The organism is Alteromonas sp. KUL106 (genome assembly GCF_009811415.1).
Taxonomy (GTDB): domain Bacteria; phylum Pseudomonadota; class Gammaproteobacteria; order Enterobacterales; family Alteromonadaceae; genus Alteromonas.
Window position 1 is genome coordinate 12,531 of sequence record NZ_BLIG01000038.1, and the last position, 16,099, is coordinate 28,629.

Genomic DNA, 16,099 nt, shown 5'->3' on the forward strand with positions numbered 1-16,099 from the left:
TTCATATGCAAACAAACCGTAAAGCTATGCGCAAATATGATGCAGGTCTCATATTTGTCACTCTCATTGCTGCTGTTGGCTTTATTTCTGTATTGCTGAATCTTTCTCCCATTACCAAGGTTACGCCCAAATACACGCAGTTAAGCCACTTGAAAGAGAGCGACGGTGAAGCGCTGGACTTCGTGAGCGTGTCAAAAAAGTCGTTAGGTGAATGGAAGTCCGTTTCGTCGCCGGTGAATTTGGGCATGGATACCAGTGTGCATTGGTTCTCTATGATGGTGTCTCCCACCCAAAGTACAGGGAGTCGTTATTTACTGCACATTGATTATTCGTTGATAGACCATCTGGATGTTGCCGTTTTCAGCCAGGTAGGTAGCGCTCCTGTGGTAACTTATTCAAGCGGTGATGCTAAACCTTTTAATGAACGCCCCATTCTGCACGTGAAGCCGCTTTTTCCGCTGCCTGAAAGCGCACAATCACAGCGTGTTATCGTTCGGGTTCAAACCTCTGGGACAATCCGCTTGCCTATCAGGATATGGGAAGAGGCTGAGTTTATTTCATTTACTTCAAGCAGAAACCTTGCGCTCGGTATTTTCTTTGGAATATTGGTGGCAATGGGGGTCAGCAACGCTTTTCTTACCGTTACAACGGGTAACGTATCGTTTCTGTACTATTCGGGCTACATTATCAACCTGGCGCTTACGCTGGCTACGCTCCACGGTTATGGTTTTGCATATATATGGGCAGACAGTGCTTTGTTCCAATCCAAAGCTATTCTCTTATTTTCAAACGCTACCATCTTGTTTGCCACTCTGTTTACCAGAAGTCTTTTACCCATCAGCGATTACAGTGGCAAAGTAGATGCTTTGGTAAGGGCGAATGCCTGGATTTATGCGATTAATATTGTCGCCAGCCTCTTTCTTCCATACTCACTGATGATAAAGGTGTTCTTGTTTTTACTTAGCATCACTGTGATTTTTACCATGTGGCTAGGCGTTTGGTTGACATTAAAGGGGGTCGTGGTAGCCCGTTATTTTTCTATAGCATGGGGGTTCTTGTTAGTGAGCGGCTTAAGCGCGAGCTTAGACAATGTGAACCTTATAGAGCTTCCGATACCATCGAATAGTTTGTTGATTATCGGCGGTGCAGTAGAAACGTTAATTCTGGCGCTGATACTTGCTATTAATTACAGTGCTAGTCGTGATGATTTAGTCGATGCGAAGCAGTTTGCCCTAGAACAAGAGAAGCAAGCAAACATTGCAAAAGAAAGGCTTATCGAAGCGCAGAAGCGCCATCAAGACGATCTTGAATATAAAGTTGAAGAGCGCACGCTCGAATTAGAAGTCACGTTACGTGAGCTATCGGAAGTTAATCAGGAACTGGAAAGATTGAATGCCATCGACCCGTTAACCGGCGCACATAATAGACGGCATTTCGACAAAAAATTGCGCTCAGAGGGCCGACGTAGTCGTCGTGAACAAACGCCACTTTCCCTTATTATTATCGATGTTGACCATTTTAAAACTATAAACGACAAGTATGGGCACGATGGTGGTGACGAGTGCCTTATTCACGTAACAAAAATGTTTCAAGCTCACATTCATCGCCCTACTGATGACTTGTGTCGCATTGGGGGTGAAGAGTTTGCTGTTATATTGCCTAATACCGATATTGAAGGTGCGCTTCACGTTGCTCAGAGTATGCGACGCGGCCTCGAATTATCGACTTTTGAGTACGGGGGCGAAACTATTCGTTTAACGGCTAGCGCGGGCCTGTCTACCACTGTCATCGTAGATGAAGACCATGCTCAAAACTTGTTTAAGTTTGCTGATGAACTTTTATACCAAGCGAAAGCGACAGGCCGCAATAAAGTCGTCCACAAAAAATTACAGGAAAAACTATGACATCTTCTTCTTTCCCTCACCGCAGAATGCGTAGACTTCGAGCAAAAGATGCATTGCGGGGACTCGTTGCCGAGCATCGCTTAACAACCGACGATCTTATTTACCCAGTATTTGTGTTACCTGGAAAACAGAGCCGGGAAGCGGTGCCATCGATGCCTGGCGTTGAAAGACTGTCTATCGACCTACTTGTCGAAGAGGCGGCAAACTGGGTGAAGCTGGGGATTAAGACGCTCGCTCTATTTCCTGTTACACCCATGGAACTTAAGACAGAATGCGCCAGCGAAGCTTTTAACCCAGAAGGTCTTGCACAACAAGCAATGAGAGCGCTTAAAAAGGCGTTTCCTGATGTCATGCTTATGTCTGATATTGCATTAGATCCATTTACATCTCACGGTCAAGATGGTCTGCTGGACGAGAGTGGCTACGTGATGAATGATGAAACCGTTAAGGTATTAATTAAACAAGCGCTGTCACACGCAGAAGCTGGGGCCGATATTGTTGCACCGTCCGATATGATGGACGGCCGTATTGGTAGTATCCGAAAAGCACTAGAAGATGCGGGGCACATTAACACCTGCATTATGGCTTACTCTGCAAAGTACGCATCAGCGTATTATGGTCCATTCAGAGATGCGGTGGGCTCGGCTGCAAATATAAAAGGCGGCAACAAGAAAACCTATCAAATGGACCCTGCCAACACGGACGAAGCGCTCCATGAGATCGCTCTTGATATTGAAGAAGGTGCAGACATGGTTATGGTCAAGCCAGGTATGCCTTACCTTGACGTTGTGCGCCGCTGCAAAGATGAATTTAAAGTACCGACCTTCGCTTATCAAGTGAGCGGTGAGTATGCCATGCATCAAGCCGCTTTTGCCAATGGCTGGCTAAACGAAGAAGCGGTGGTTCTTGAATCACTCCTTGCGTTTAAGCGTGCTGGTGCAGACGGTATTTTAACGTATTTTGCTCCTAGAGCGGCAGCGCTGCTTGCGAAGTAACACTGAAGCGAGTTCAGCTCGTTTTTCTCAGGTATGACATAGAAGTTAAAAAAAGCGTGCATGGGCACGCTTTTTTGATCATATAAGTTCAGAAATGCTTATTTATCTATGCGGACTGGTATAAATAGTAATTACTTACATACTAGCTCGAAACCAGCCTTGTGCTGAAGCCAGCATTCATTCGCTAACTCTGCGTTAATCAGCGGGTGGGCTTTAAGCCAGCCTTCTGGGAATGTTAGTGTCCACTTACTATCTTCACAGAGAAGCTTTACCTCGGGAATGTGTTTGTTCTGACGACGTAAGCATAACACTACAGCAACACGCAGAACGCGAAGCAGTCCTTTTAACATAGGGCGATAATCTTCGTGGTATTTCTCAAAAACCTCTACGCCCATTGTTAAGCGATGCTGAGCGACTAAATCACGGATTGCGGCTCGCTGAAGGCGTGTAAATCCAGGTAGGTCAATGTAAGTAAGTATGTACTCACCATGCTCGTGATGACGCTTATATTCAATATGCAGGCCGATTTCATGTAGCTGCGCAGCCGCACCTAAGATAGTTTCAGTATCAAGATGACAAATATTTTGTTGCGCACATAACTGGTGGCACAAGTTCAAAGCAACGTGTCTTACTGAGTTCGCGTGATTTTTATCAATGTGATAGCGCTGTTTAGTTTGATTAATGGTTTGCTGACGACGGTCATTTTCAGTGACATTATCCAGCATGCCATAGATGAGCCCTTCGCGAAGCGCGCCACCAGAAATATTCATGTGTTCGATATGCAGCGCTTCAAACAAGCTGATTAATATGGCGAGCCCGGATGGAAAAATCGCTTTTCTACTGTCTTCAAGACCATCGATATTAAGTGACTTTACGTCGCCACAGTCGATACATTGTTTTTCTAGGTGATACAAATAGTCTAAGCGAATGGCGTCACTAATACCTTGGGCAACTAAAATTTCAGTAATTGCTTGCGGTGTGCCTGACGCGCCAAGACAATTTTCCCAATCAAAACACAAAAACGCGTCAGCTACCTGCGCTATCAGTTCATGAGCGGCAGATTTCGCTTTATCAAAACAGCTTTTTGATATTTCGCCGTTGGTAAAATATCGCTCCATGAAAGTTACGCACCCCATATCCAAGCTTTTTAGATGGATAGGCTGCATGTCATTACCAATAATGATTTCAGTGCTAGCACCACCGATATCAATGACCAGGCTATTTCCTTGGTTCGCTGAGGTGTAGGCTACACCGAGGTAAATTTGCCGTGCCTCTTCTTCACCACTTATCACTTCAAGTTTGTGATTGAGAATTTCTTCTGCTTTGGTAATAAACAAATGGGCATTCGTTGCGAGCCTTAGAGTGGCTGTCGCAACGATTTTGATATTCGAAGGAGGGATGTCTTGTAAGCGTTCCGAAAATACTTGCAGGCATTGCCAGCCGCGTTCCATGCTAACGTCATCAAGTGCTAGGTCATCGTCTAAACCTGCCGCTAAACGAACTTTTTGCTTTATTTTCCCAATGATCTGCACACTACCGTTAACCACATGAACAATAACCATATGAAAGCTGTTTGAGCCTAGGTCTACGGCTGCATAATATTCACCGTAAGTTTGTGCACTGTGCTGGAGTTCTGCCTGCATAATATCTCGATTCTTATTAAATAATCTTTACGCCTTGTGATTGCGCTGCTGTGGCTTGCCTCGGCCCCGGCTGTTGCCACGACGTGACGTGTTCCGGTTGCTTGGTGCACGTCTTCTGCGCGGCTTCGGCGGGGTAATATCCTCAAGAAGCGCGCTGCGATCATAATCGGTCACAGGTATAGTTTGATTAATGTACTGTTCAATCGCAGGTAAATTAAGGGCGTATTTCTCACATGCAAAACTAATGGCGATACCACTTTGCCCCGCACGTCCCGTGCGACCTATACGGTGAACATAATCTTCAGCGTCATCGGGTAAATCATAGTTGAACACATGGGTAACCGCATCGATGTGAAGGCCTCGGGCGGCAACGTCTGTAGCAACCAGAATGTCTAAGTTACCCTTAGTGAAATCTTCTAGAATGCCCAAGCGTTTCTTCTGCGGTACATCACCGCTCAGCAAGCCCACTCGATGACCATCTGCAGTCAGCCAGTCAGTCACTTTTTCACAGCTATTTTTGGTATTAGCAAAGACAATCGCTTTTTCTGGCCATTCTTCTTCTAGAAGCGTAAGAAGCAACAACATTTTGTCATCGTCAGATGGGTAGAACAGTTCTTGCGACACTCTTGTCGCCGTAGTTTGTTCAGGTGCCACTTGAACGTGAGTAGGGTTATTCATATGCTCGTAAGCAAGTTCTTGTACGCGGTAGCTGAGCGTAGCTGAAAATAACATGCTTAAGCGTTCGCCTGCAGGCGGCATGCGGCGGAATAAAAAGCGGATATCTTTGATGAAGCCTAAATCGAACATGCGGTCGGCTTCGTCAAGTACGGCAACCTGAATATTTTTCAGGGTGAACACGTTCTGTTTGTAGTAGTCCAGAATGCGTCCCGTCGTACCAATAATAATATCCACCCCTTCTTCCAAAGTTTCTCGTTGACTTTGGTAACCTTCGCCCCCATAAATCAAACCAAGCGACAGTCCGGTATGCTCACTAAGGAGCTTGGCGTCGTTATAAATTTGAACGGCGAGTTCTCGGGTTGGCGCCATAATAATAGCGCGCGGGCCACTTGATTTGCTGTTATCTACATTTTCTGCTTTGCTTAGCAAATAGTGAAATGTAGCCACCAAAAAGGCAATGGTTTTACCGGTTCCTGTTTGAGCCTGACCTGCAATATCGTGACCTTCCAATAGTGGAGGCAGCGCAAGTGCTTGAATTGGTGTACAATGTGAAAAATTAGCTGCCGTTAAGGCGTCAACAACCTTGCCGTTTATCGGCAGGTCGGAAAAATGAGTATCAGTTAAGTGAGTAGGCATAGCTTATAGCTTATCAGTGCTTGCATTAAAAAACAGTTTCTATATAACACTTATGGTCGGGCTGAGACAAATCAGCGACAGACCAATAATGGAGAAAAGAATGAGCGACAAAATTATCCAGTTATCTGACGATAAATTCGAAGCAGATGTTATCAATGCTGAAGGTCCTGTACTGGTTGACTTCTGGGCCGAATGGTGTGGCCCGTGTAAAATGATCGCACCAATCTTAGAAGAAGTTGCGAACGAGTTTGAAGGCAAGTTAACAGTTGGCAAGTTGAATGTCGATGAAAATAACGAAACTCCACCTAAATATGGTATTCGTGGTATTCCTACATTGCTGCTTTTCAAAAATGGTAACGTTGCCGCAACGAAAGTTGGTGCATTATCAAAAACACAATTAACAGAATTTCTAAACGAAAATCTTTAATTGAGAATAAATAAAAAGCCGGTGCTCGTGTAGCGCCGGTTTTTATTCTAGCAACAGGTTCAAAAGCGCCATTCTAGGACAGAAAGTTGCAACTTATTTAACATTTCGGTAGTAAAACGCTGGACGTTGTTTAAATATAGTGCTAACTTTTTACCAGCGCTCATCTCCGAGCAGCATTCTGCTTACGCCCATATCCGGGTGATATCAAATCTAAACTAGAACAGAGTGACAATAAGTCCTGTAAGCGAAGTTCAAGCACAAAGACCCACCAGTATGAATTTAACTGAATTAAAGAACAAACCAATAAGCGAGTTGGTTAACCTGGCCGAGGAAATGGGCCTGGAAAACATGGCGCGCGCCAGAAAACAAGACATCATTTTCTCGATCTTGAAGACACACGCTAAAAGCGGTGAAGACATCTTTGGGGACGGGGTACTAGAAATTTTACAGGACGGTTTCGGCTTTTTACGCTCAGCTGATTCATCGTATCTAGCAGGACCTGACGACATTTACGTGTCGCCAAGTCAAATCCGACGCTTTAACCTGCGTACCGGTGATACGATTGCAGGAAAAATACGTCCTCCTAAAGACAGCGAACGTTATTTTGCGCTCTTAAAAATCCGTGAAGTAAACTTCGACAAGCCGGAAAATTCACGTAATAAAATTCTTTTTGAAAACCTTACTCCATTACATGCTGCAGACCGTTTGCGCATGGAGCGTGGCAATGGTTCGACCGAAGATATCACTGCCCGTGTACTTGATTTGGCTTCTCCTATTGGTAAAGGCCAGCGTGGACTAATCGTAGCGCCTCCAAAAGCGGGTAAAACGCTTTTACTTCAAAACATTGCCCAGTCAATTGCTGCTAACCACCCAGACTGTGAACTGATGGTTTTGCTTATCGATGAGCGCCCGGAAGAAGTAACAGAGATGCACCGCCTCGTTCAAGGTGAAGTCGTGGCATCAACCTTTGATGAGCCCGCAAGTCGCCACGTACAAGTTGCTGAAATGGTTATCGAAAAGGCAAAGCGCTTAGTTGAGCACAAGAAAGATGTTGTTATCTTATTAGACTCAATTACTCGTTTAGCTCGTGCCTATAACACGGTAATTCCTTCATCAGGTAAAGTACTTACCGGTGGTGTGGATGCTAACGCGTTACATAAACCTAAGCGTTTCTTTGGTGCAGCGCGTAACGTTGAAGAAGGTGGTAGTTTAACCATTATCGCAACGGCACTTATCGATACTGGCTCTAAAATGGATGAAGTTATCTACGAAGAGTTTAAAGGTACGGGTAATATGGAATTACACCTGAACCGCAAGATTGCAGAAAAACGCGTATTCCCAGCGATTGATTTTAACCGCTCAGGCACACGTCGCGAAGAATTGCTTACTACGCAAGATGAGCTTCAGAAAATGTGGATCTTACGCAAGATTGTCCATGAAATGTCAGAGATTGACGCGATGGACTTCCTCATTAGTAAATTGTCTATGACAAAAACAAATAATGAGTTTTTCGATGCCATGCGCAGACAAAAGAGCTAGTCAATTAATTGATAAATAAATAGAAGGCGCCAAATGGCGCCTTTTTCATTCTTAGATTTCACAATTTTTTACTAATTAGACTTCAGTCTAATATCTTCAATCTATTGAATCGGGTAATTTCAAAGCCCTACTTACTCCAACATCAGTAATTCCAATGGTATGTTCTCTTTGTAGATGAGATGAATTACTCTACCTAAAAACACCAAGGGAAATAATTATGTATCGTAAATTGTTGTCACTCGCTTTTGTTGGAATGATATCAGTACCAGCCACTGCAACCAGCCAAATCAATGTTGATAAGCTAGCGGATAACGTTGAACCTGACGTTATCAAATGGCGCCATCACTTCCATGAATTTCCTGAACTATCAAACCGTGAATTCAAAACCGCGGAGTATGTGGCCAACTACCTCAAAAGCTTGGGGTTAGACGTTCAAACAGGCGTTGCGAAAACGGGTGTCGTTGCCATTTTAGACTCTGGAAAGCCTGGTCCTGTTGTTGCGCTGCGCGCAGATATGGACGGACTTCCTGTTAAAGAACAAAATGATTTGTCTTATCGCTCTAACCAAATCGGCGAGTATAACGGTAAAGAGGTACCAGTTATGCACGCGTGTGGCCACGATACGCACATGGCCATGCTAATGGGAGCTGCGAAAATTCTTACTGACATAAAAGGCGATCTGAAAGGAAAAGTGAAATTTATCTTTCAGCCTGCTGAAGAGGGGGCACCTGCTGGAGAAAAGGGCGGTGCTGAAGTTATGGTAGCCGAAGGTGTGCTTAAAAATCCTGATGTTGACGCCATCTTTGGGCTTCACATTAACGCCAATACCGATGTAGGTAAGGTTCGCTATAATGCCGGTGGCACCATGGCTGCTGTTGATCCTTTCAAAATTGTTATCCATGGCAAGCAAGCTCACGGTGCTTACCCTTGGAAGAGCGTCGACCCAGTGGTCACTGCTGCGCAGATGATCATGTCTATTCAAACCATTGTCAGTCGTGAGCTAAAGTTAATTGATGACGCTGCTGTCGTTTCGATTGGCTCTATTCATGGTGGTAACCGCTCTAATATCATCCCCAATGAGGTAGAGATGGTGGGGACTATTCGTACGTTAAATAAAGCGGCCCGAGAACATATCTATGAATCACTTCCTCGCAAAGTAAAAGCGATTGCAGAAAGTATGGGCGCTGAGGCAGAGCTGACGTTGCCATTAGATTATTCGTACCCTATAACGTTCAACGATCCTGAATTGACACAGGCGATGCTGCCTACAATGCAGCGCACAGCGGGTGAAGAAAATACGTTGCTTTCAAAGCCGGTTACCGGCGCTGAAGATTTTTCTTTTTTCCAGGAACAAGTACCTGGTTTATACGTGTGGGTAGGGGGTAAGCCACTTGATGTGTCAGAGAAAGACAGCCCTGCTCATCATACCCCTGAATTCTACGTTGATGATGCAGGTATGAAGTTAGGTGTAAAACTGTTAACCAACTTTACACTCGATTATATGTCACAACATTAAGTATAACGGCCGGAGACATGCGTTGAATTTGGGCAGTAGTTATTCACACTCTATGTCATGGTCTCTGGCCTTTCAGGCAATCATTACTTGTGCATTGGGGTTTGGTTTAAATACCCTTTCTGCACCTTTTGACAGTGCGGGGATAGCCGTTTTCGGAGTGGGTGTTGCAGTCTATGCTTCACTTCGGTTTGCCCCCATTTTTTCAATCCCCCTTGGCGTTATTATTAGTTTACCATTGTGGCTGAATCACGGCAGCATCGTTGGAAAAGAGTGCCTTACGTTATTGCCCATTGTTATTAGTTTCTTTGGGTACGACAAATCAATTAAACAAGTAATAAAAGTCGGTGCAGGCTTTTGGTCCATTGTTTTTTTACCCATTTTATTTCTTGAGCACTCACTTCATGACGACAACAACATCAATATGTTGTTTTCCGGGGTGCTGGTTACATGGGTAAGTGGTGTATTCGGATTGATCACGGGTCACTTTGCCTACTTAGCTATTCATGGACTAAAGCGGCATACATCGAGTAAATCCGAGCGAGTGACGCTCCATTTTCTTTTTAGCTACTTCTTCTCTGGCTGTTTTTTTGTGGCCTCAATGGCGGTAATTTATTTGTCGGTAAGCTTGTTCCAGCAGCAACAAGAGCAACAAATTCATAGCTATATGGCCCAGCGAGTCAATGTATTAGAATTTCAGCTTTCCAACTTTATTCGCCAACATCAAAACGCCATCACCAGTGCTGCTCAATTTCTTTCAAGTGACGCTGTCGAGCAAAGCTTTGATGAAGCGGCGTCGATGAGCCTTCAAGTCTTAGCGACTAACAACCCTGAATTCTTAACGTTTCTTATTGCTGAAAAAAGTGGTGATATTACCCATGCCTACCCATCTGGCATGCTTGAAAGAGCACGCCAAAACGGTGTGCCCAACGTTGCTTATCGCCCTTATTTTTATGAAGTTATGCAGTCGGGTAAGACTTATTTATCCAACGTGTTTCAGGGAAGAGGGTTTGGTAACGACCCCATCGTCGCACTTTCGGCACCCATATTAGACAAAGCGGGTATACCTATCGGAATAGTAGAGGGGTCACTTTCCCTAAAGAGCTTTGCTGCCATTGACCGTTTAAGCCTTAATGGCTTTTCAATGCTTATTGAAGACCAAAAAGGTGAGGTTATTTATGCGTCCAAAGCACTTGGTCTAAAACCACTGTCTAAGGCGCCTGTCTATTCCTGTGACCCACAATGTGGTATTGAGATTGAAAACGGTTTGCAAGAAAAAACGTGGTTGAGGTTTACTGAGACTCTGTCGTTTGCAAATTGGAGAGTGAGCTATTACTTCGACCAACGACTTCTACTTATATTGATGAGCGGCTACCTACTAAAGGATTTGTTATTGCTGTTAGTGCTATCCGCATTTGGCACCTTCACGGGTTACGTCGTGGCGAAAATGGTTGGAACTCCCATTCGTCGTCTCGTGCATTACATTGCCGAGTTCGACCCTGCGAACAAGGATATTGTGAAAACGCCCCAGCGCGCTTTATACATCAAAGAACTATCATCTTTAAACGATGAATTTACGAGTTTAGAGTCGCGTCTAAGAGACGCGTTTGCAGCGCTTAAAGATGCAAGAAAAGCGGAGCAGACGCTCAATGTAGAGCTAGGTGAGTTAAATCAATCGTTAGAATCTCGAATAACCGAAAAAACAGAACATCTAGAGCAGGCGCTCAAAAAAGCAGAGGCCGCTAACGTGGCTAAAACGCAATTCCTTGCGAATATGAGCCACGAAATTAGAACGCCGATGAACGGGATTATTGGTTCGTGTGAACTTATGCTCGACAGTGAGTTGCCGGAACACGTCCGAGCCCGCGCTAAGGTGATTTCGCGCTCAGCAAGTAATTTATTGATGATTCTGGATAGCATATTAGACTGGTCAAAAATCGACTCGGGTAAAATGAGGATTGATATACAAAGCTGCGTTTTGCGCGAGCTTCTTGAAGCATCCTGCGAGCTGTACCGGTCTACAGCATTAGCAAAAGGATACGATGTACACCTACAGGTAAAAGAAAATGTACCGGCTGTGCTAAACGTTGATACGGGCAAGCTAAGCCAAATATTGAATAATTTACTAAGTAATGCAATTAAATTTACCCGAGAGGGTAAGGTATTAGTAAGCGTAAGTTATGAAAATAACAGGCTATCAATCTCAGTTAGCGACACCGGAATTGGTATTCCTCCAGAAAAAGTAAATCTCATTTTTGAACAGTTTGAACAAGCCGATACGTCGACAACCCGGCACTTTGGTGGTACTGGGCTGGGCCTTCCTATCACTAAAGGGCTTGTTGAACTGCTGCAGGGAGAACTTATTGTACAAAGCGAAGTGGGTAAAGGTACTTCGTTTCAGTTAGTGATTCCTGCTTCGATTGACGATAAGGAATTGTGTACCCCCGCGAAAAGTAGTCAAACATCGACGCTTGCGCTTCCGCCAGGGTTACGCGTACTTCTTGCGGAAGATAACGATATCAATGCAGAGATCGTGTTAGATATGCTGAAAGCTGCAAAGGTAAAATGTATCAGAGCGAGAAACGGTGAAGAAGCCGTCAACGCAGAGCGCAAGTACGACTTTGACGTTATTTTAATGGATTGCCAGATGCCTGTAATGGATGGGTATGCCGCGGCTCGGGCCATCAGGCGAGATGGCAGAAACAAAGATAGGTTAATCATTATTGCACTCACGGCAAACGTCTTTACCGAAGACAAAAATGCCTGCCTAGCGGCAGGCATGAATGCGCATTTAAGCAAACCTATTCGCAAACAGGTGCTATTTGACTGTATTTCCAGTGAGCTTGCTCGCATTTGAGGCAACGTTAACATTATCATTATGCGCATCACTTACCATGCGTAGCACAATATAGCCAAGCAATGCTGACACTATTGAGCCGCTGAGGATACCCACACGTTCGTCAAAAATTTGGTTTATACCGGTTTGTTCAAAGGCAAGGCCCCCAATAAACAAACTCATGGTAAAACCTACACCACAAAGCAACGCGCAGCCATAAATGTGTTTAAAGTTAAGATCTTGCGGCAATTTAGCCAAGTTGAGCTTAACCATCAAATAACAGAATCCAAATACCCCAATTTGCTTTCCTACTACCAATCCCAAAAATATGCCGAATGTTACCGGGTGAAAAATACCTTCTGGACTGATATTGCCAAAGCTTATTCCTGCATTGGCAAAGGCAAATAGAGGGAGTATTGCAAAGCTGACAGTGCCATTTAGGCTGTGCTCTAATCGGGTAACCGGAGAGTAAGAGCTATCCTTTACGTCTCGCATAGGAATGAACCCAGCGAGTACCACACCAGCAAGAGTGGCGTGGACACCAGATTTAAGCATGGCCACCCATAAGATAATACCGACAAGAACATAAGCGGGTATATCGATCACGTTTCGTCTATTCATTTGCCATAACAGCAGCAAACAACCCGCTGCCACCATGAGCGCACCAGTGGTAATATTTTCAGTGTAAAATAACGCAATAATCACAATAGCGCCGATATCGTCGATAATCGCCAGCGTTACTAGAAATACTTTAAGACTCGTGGGCACTCGGCTACCCAATAGCGCCAAAATACCTAATGCAAAGGCGATATCGGTAGCAGCAGGAATTGCCCAGCCCGCTATCGCAACAGGGTTATCCCAATTGATGCCCACGTAAATAAGCGCAGGCAGGGCCATTCCACCGATAGCTCCCGCTGCGGGTAATATGATGTCTTTTGGGTTAGCTAATTCACCCTCACACACTTCCCGTTTGAGCTCTAGGCCCACATGGAAAAAGAATATGGCCATTAAACCGTCGTTGATCCAAAGTAATAGCGGCTTGTCGATGGCCCAGCTTCCAGCAGAAATTTGCACAGGCATACTAATTAGCTGATCGTAAAAAGAATCCAAGGGAGTGTTAGCTATGATGAGCGCCAACACGGTAGCTACCATAAGCAGAATACCAGGGGCTGCTTCTCGATTTAGAAAGTCAGATACCACATCTTGTACCTCTTCTATGACATCGTCGAGTACATCGTGTTCATGCTTATCTGTCATTGATAACCTCTAACGCCTTGCAACTGGGTTTAAAAATTAAAAAGGTTTTGTGAATTCTAAACACAGGCAACGTCGGCTAGTTAAGCGTGTAAATTAATAATAGTTAATACGGGAGGTCTGGGAATGAAAGATCAATTCCGTAGATTTGAAGCAAGCCTAACCGTTTTGTTATCAGCACACTGCTTGCCGGCATTTGCGGTGGGATTTTAAACATTTTTACGCTACAATCGCGGGCTTTCCAAGGTTGACCATTTTACCTACCTCGAGGATCTCTAGATGGCAAAAGTCGCGATTGTAATGGGTTCAACTTCAGACTGGCCTACCATGCAGCAGGCCGCAAAAATGCTGAAGTCGTTTGGTGTTGAATTTGAAGCGAAGGTGGTGTCGGCACATCGCACACCTAACTTGCTAGTAGAGTTTGCAGAAAGCGCTGCTGATGAAGGTTTCAGCGCAATTATTGCTGGCGCAGGCGGCGCCGCACATTTACCCGGTATGATTGCTGCCCATACACATTTACCTGTGTTTGGTTGCCCTGTTAAATCAAAAGCACTCAACGGATTAGATTCACTTCTTTCCATTGTACAAATGCCTAAGGGCGTTGCGGTAGGCACTTTAGCTATCGGTGAGGCAGGGGCTGCCAATGCGGGCTTATTGGCCGCGCAAGTCGTTGCCTTGCAGGACGAAACTGTACGAAATGCGGTTATCGCCTTCAGAAAATCGCAAACTGACACCGTTCTTGCGTCAAGCAATACATTGGAGTTAGATGAATGAGGGTAGTCGTTTACGGCGCAGGCCAACTTGCTCAAATGATGTATCTTGCGGGAAGTCCCCTGGGTATTGAGGTTCAAGCTGTGGACGTAAACAACGATACCGTTGTACATCCAGTTAGCAAAACACCATTAGATTTATCGCTTGCTCAAGCATTAGAAGATGCAGATGCGCTAACGGTTGAATTCGAGCACGTGCCTGAAAGGTTGCTCGAAGATGCCGCTAAGACGAATAAGTTGATGCCCAACATCGACAGTATTCTTGTAGGTGCCGATCGCGTCCGCGAGAAGAAGCTACTACAGAATATGCAGGTGGCCAATTGTGAGCATATGATAGTCACTGACCTTTCACAGCTGGATGATTGCGTTAAAGAGCTTGGTAGCAAATTGATTCTCAAGGCCAGCCGTGACGGTTACGACGGCTACGGTCAATGGCGATTAGGTGATGATGCTGATTTGCCAGCGCTAAAAAATTCACTTCAGGGGTTAGACTTAGAAAACGTTCCCCTTGTTGTTGAGAAAATGGTGAACTTTGATAGAGAGTTGTCGCTCATCGGCGTGCGCAACGCAAACGGCGACGTCAGAACCTATCCACTGGCTGAAAACCTTCATCATCAAGGGCAGCTGCACGTGTCCGTAGCACCTGCAACAAATGTTGATGACGCATTGCAAACTCAAGCCCATGACATATTTGTCAAACTAGCAGAAGGTATGGGTTATGTGGGCGTACTGGCCGTGGAGTTATTCCAAGTAGGCGATAAGCTGTTGGTCAATGAGCTTGCGCCTCGTGTGCATAACTCCGGCCATTGGAGTCAGTCTGGTGCGGTTACAAGCCAGTTCGAGAATCACCTGCGTGCGGTTTGTGGTTTGCCGCTAGGCGACACCTCCGCTATCGGTCCAAGCGCGATGGTCAATATTATTGGTTGCAGCAGTTTTTCACGAGACTTGCTAAGCATTGATGGCAGCCACCTTCATTGGTATGGAAAATCTGTGCGTGAAAAACGTAAGATGGGACACATAAACGTGACCACTAACAGCTATGAAAACTTAGGTGAGAAGCTGATGGCGTTGAGCAAATATCTGCCGCTTGAATACTTCCCTAAATTAGTTGGTGAAGCAAAGCGATTAAAAGGTTGACACCCACGCTTTTATCGCTAGAATACGCATCCGCTGTCTAGGCAGCGGTTTTTAAAGTGTGCCGACTTAGCTCAGTTGGTAGAGCAACTGACTTGTAATCAGTAGGTCGCCAGTTCGATTCCGGCAGTCGGCACCATTTTTCTTTTTTCCTAGGCCATTCTTACGTACACTTGTTCCAATCATTATCACGGAACCTGATGTATGCTCAGTCTATTCAAATCAATCAATCAATTACTCGTTGCTTCGTGTTTGGTCATGCTAAGCCTATTTGCATTTTCGTCGGCTTATGCCCACGGCCACCAAGAGCATCACGTAAACCAAGCGTCCGATATGTCAGTGATAAACGGCTATGCGAGAGCGACGTTTCCGCTCGCTAAAACTGGCGCGGCTTACTTCACTCTGCATAACCAAGGTGATACAGCCAAAACGCTGATCGGTGTATCCGTTTCTGAAGCAACAGCCAGCGAAGCACAAATACATACGACTGTTATGGATGGCGACGTTATGAAGATGCGTGAGCTTGAAGATGGCGTGACAATCGGTGCTGGCGAGAAAGTCGCATTCGAATCAGGCGGTCATCACATTATGCTGTTAGGTTTGCGCAAAGGGTTAGTTGAAGGGAGCGAAGTTACGCTTACCTTACGGTTTGAAAATAGCGACGAACTCAACATTGTACTGCCCGTCAAAAAAGATGAGGCAAAAAGTCATCATAACCATCATTGATTAAATTTCTGTACTGTGAACTCTGCCATCTAAAAAGACGATAA

General features: G+C 45.0%; 12 protein-coding genes and 1 tRNA gene. 10 read left to right on the plus strand and 3 right to left on the minus strand.

Translation table 11 applies throughout. From position 1 onward, the window contains the following. The first annotated feature begins 5 nt into the window (after positions 1-5). Positions 6-1,904, plus strand: a complete 1,899-nt coding sequence (locus tag GVO63_RS13710; RefSeq protein WP_159580582.1) for a diguanylate cyclase — start codon at positions 6-8, stop codon at positions 1,902-1,904. Continuing rightward, on the plus strand, positions 1,901-2,899 hold the full coding sequence (gene hemB / locus GVO63_RS13715) for a porphobilinogen synthase (RefSeq protein WP_159493214.1): 999 nt from the start codon (positions 1,901-1,903) through the stop codon (positions 2,897-2,899). The genes GVO63_RS13710 and hemB overlap by 4 nt, the downstream gene beginning before the upstream one ends. Before the next feature lie 131 nt (positions 2,900-3,030). Here hemB and GVO63_RS13720 read toward each other — a convergent pair whose 3' ends face one another. Both GVO63_RS13720 and rhlB read right to left on the minus strand, forming a co-directional pair. Continuing rightward, on the minus strand, positions 3,031-4,542 hold the full coding sequence (locus tag GVO63_RS13720; protein ID WP_159580584.1) for a guanosine-5'-triphosphate,3'-diphosphate pyrophosphatase: 1,512 nt from the start codon (positions 4,540-4,542) through the stop codon (positions 3,031-3,033). Between the two features lie 27 nt (positions 4,543-4,569). After that, on the minus strand, positions 4,570-5,856 hold the full coding sequence (rhlB, locus tag GVO63_RS13725) for an ATP-dependent RNA helicase RhlB (protein ID WP_159493218.1): 1,287 nt from the start codon (positions 5,854-5,856) through the stop codon (positions 4,570-4,572). 100 nt (positions 5,857-5,956) lie between these two features. Between rhlB and trxA the strand changes: the two genes are divergently transcribed. From trxA to GVO63_RS13745, 4 genes are all read left to right on the plus strand, one after another. Further along, positions 5,957-6,283 carry a thioredoxin TrxA gene (gene trxA / locus GVO63_RS13730; protein ID WP_159493219.1) on the plus strand — a complete coding sequence of 109 codons (327 nt, stop codon included), beginning with the start codon at positions 5,957-5,959 and terminating at the stop codon, positions 6,281-6,283. Positions 6,284-6,556: 273 nt separating this feature from the next. Next, on the plus strand, positions 6,557-7,822 hold the full coding sequence (rho, locus tag GVO63_RS13735; protein ID WP_105930485.1) for a transcription termination factor Rho: 1,266 nt from the start codon (positions 6,557-6,559) through the stop codon (positions 7,820-7,822). 217 nt (positions 7,823-8,039) lie between these two features. Next, entirely contained in the window at positions 8,040-9,338 is a 1,299-nt protein-coding gene (locus tag GVO63_RS13740; protein ID WP_159493220.1) for an amidohydrolase, read from the plus strand. Between the two features lie 52 nt (positions 9,339-9,390). Then, the gene (locus GVO63_RS13745; RefSeq protein ID WP_236552153.1) at positions 9,391-12,192 is read left to right on the plus strand and encodes an ATP-binding protein; all 2,802 of its coding nucleotides are present in this window, start codon (positions 9,391-9,393) and stop codon (positions 12,190-12,192) included. On the opposite strand, the gene nhaA is transcribed toward GVO63_RS13745, so the two are convergent. Next, positions 12,154-13,428, minus strand: a complete 1,275-nt coding sequence (gene nhaA / locus GVO63_RS13750) for a Na+/H+ antiporter NhaA (RefSeq protein WP_159580588.1) — start codon at positions 13,426-13,428, stop codon at positions 12,154-12,156. The two genes, GVO63_RS13745 and nhaA, sit on opposite strands and share 39 nt — an antisense overlap. 276 nt (positions 13,429-13,704) lie before the next feature. On the opposite strand from nhaA, the gene purE reads away from it, so the two are divergent. From purE to GVO63_RS13770, 4 genes are all read left to right on the plus strand, one after another. Further along, positions 13,705-14,199: a 5-(carboxyamino)imidazole ribonucleotide mutase gene (gene purE, locus GVO63_RS13755; RefSeq protein WP_159493223.1), complete on the plus strand. Its 495-nt coding sequence runs from the start codon at positions 13,705-13,707 to the stop codon at positions 14,197-14,199. After that, entirely contained in the window at positions 14,196-15,332 is a 1,137-nt protein-coding gene (locus GVO63_RS13760; protein ID WP_159580590.1) for a 5-(carboxyamino)imidazole ribonucleotide synthase, read from the plus strand. The genes purE and GVO63_RS13760 overlap by 4 nt, the downstream gene beginning before the upstream one ends. 60 nt (positions 15,333-15,392) lie before the next feature. Beyond that, a tRNA-Thr gene (locus GVO63_RS13765) sits at positions 15,393-15,468 on the plus strand. 65 nt (positions 15,469-15,533) lie between these two features. Further along, positions 15,534-16,055 (plus strand): copper chaperone PCu(A)C, encoded by a 522-nt coding sequence (locus GVO63_RS13770; protein ID WP_159580592.1) that lies wholly within the window; start codon positions 15,534-15,536, stop codon positions 16,053-16,055. Positions 16,056-16,099: the final 44 nt, after the last annotated feature.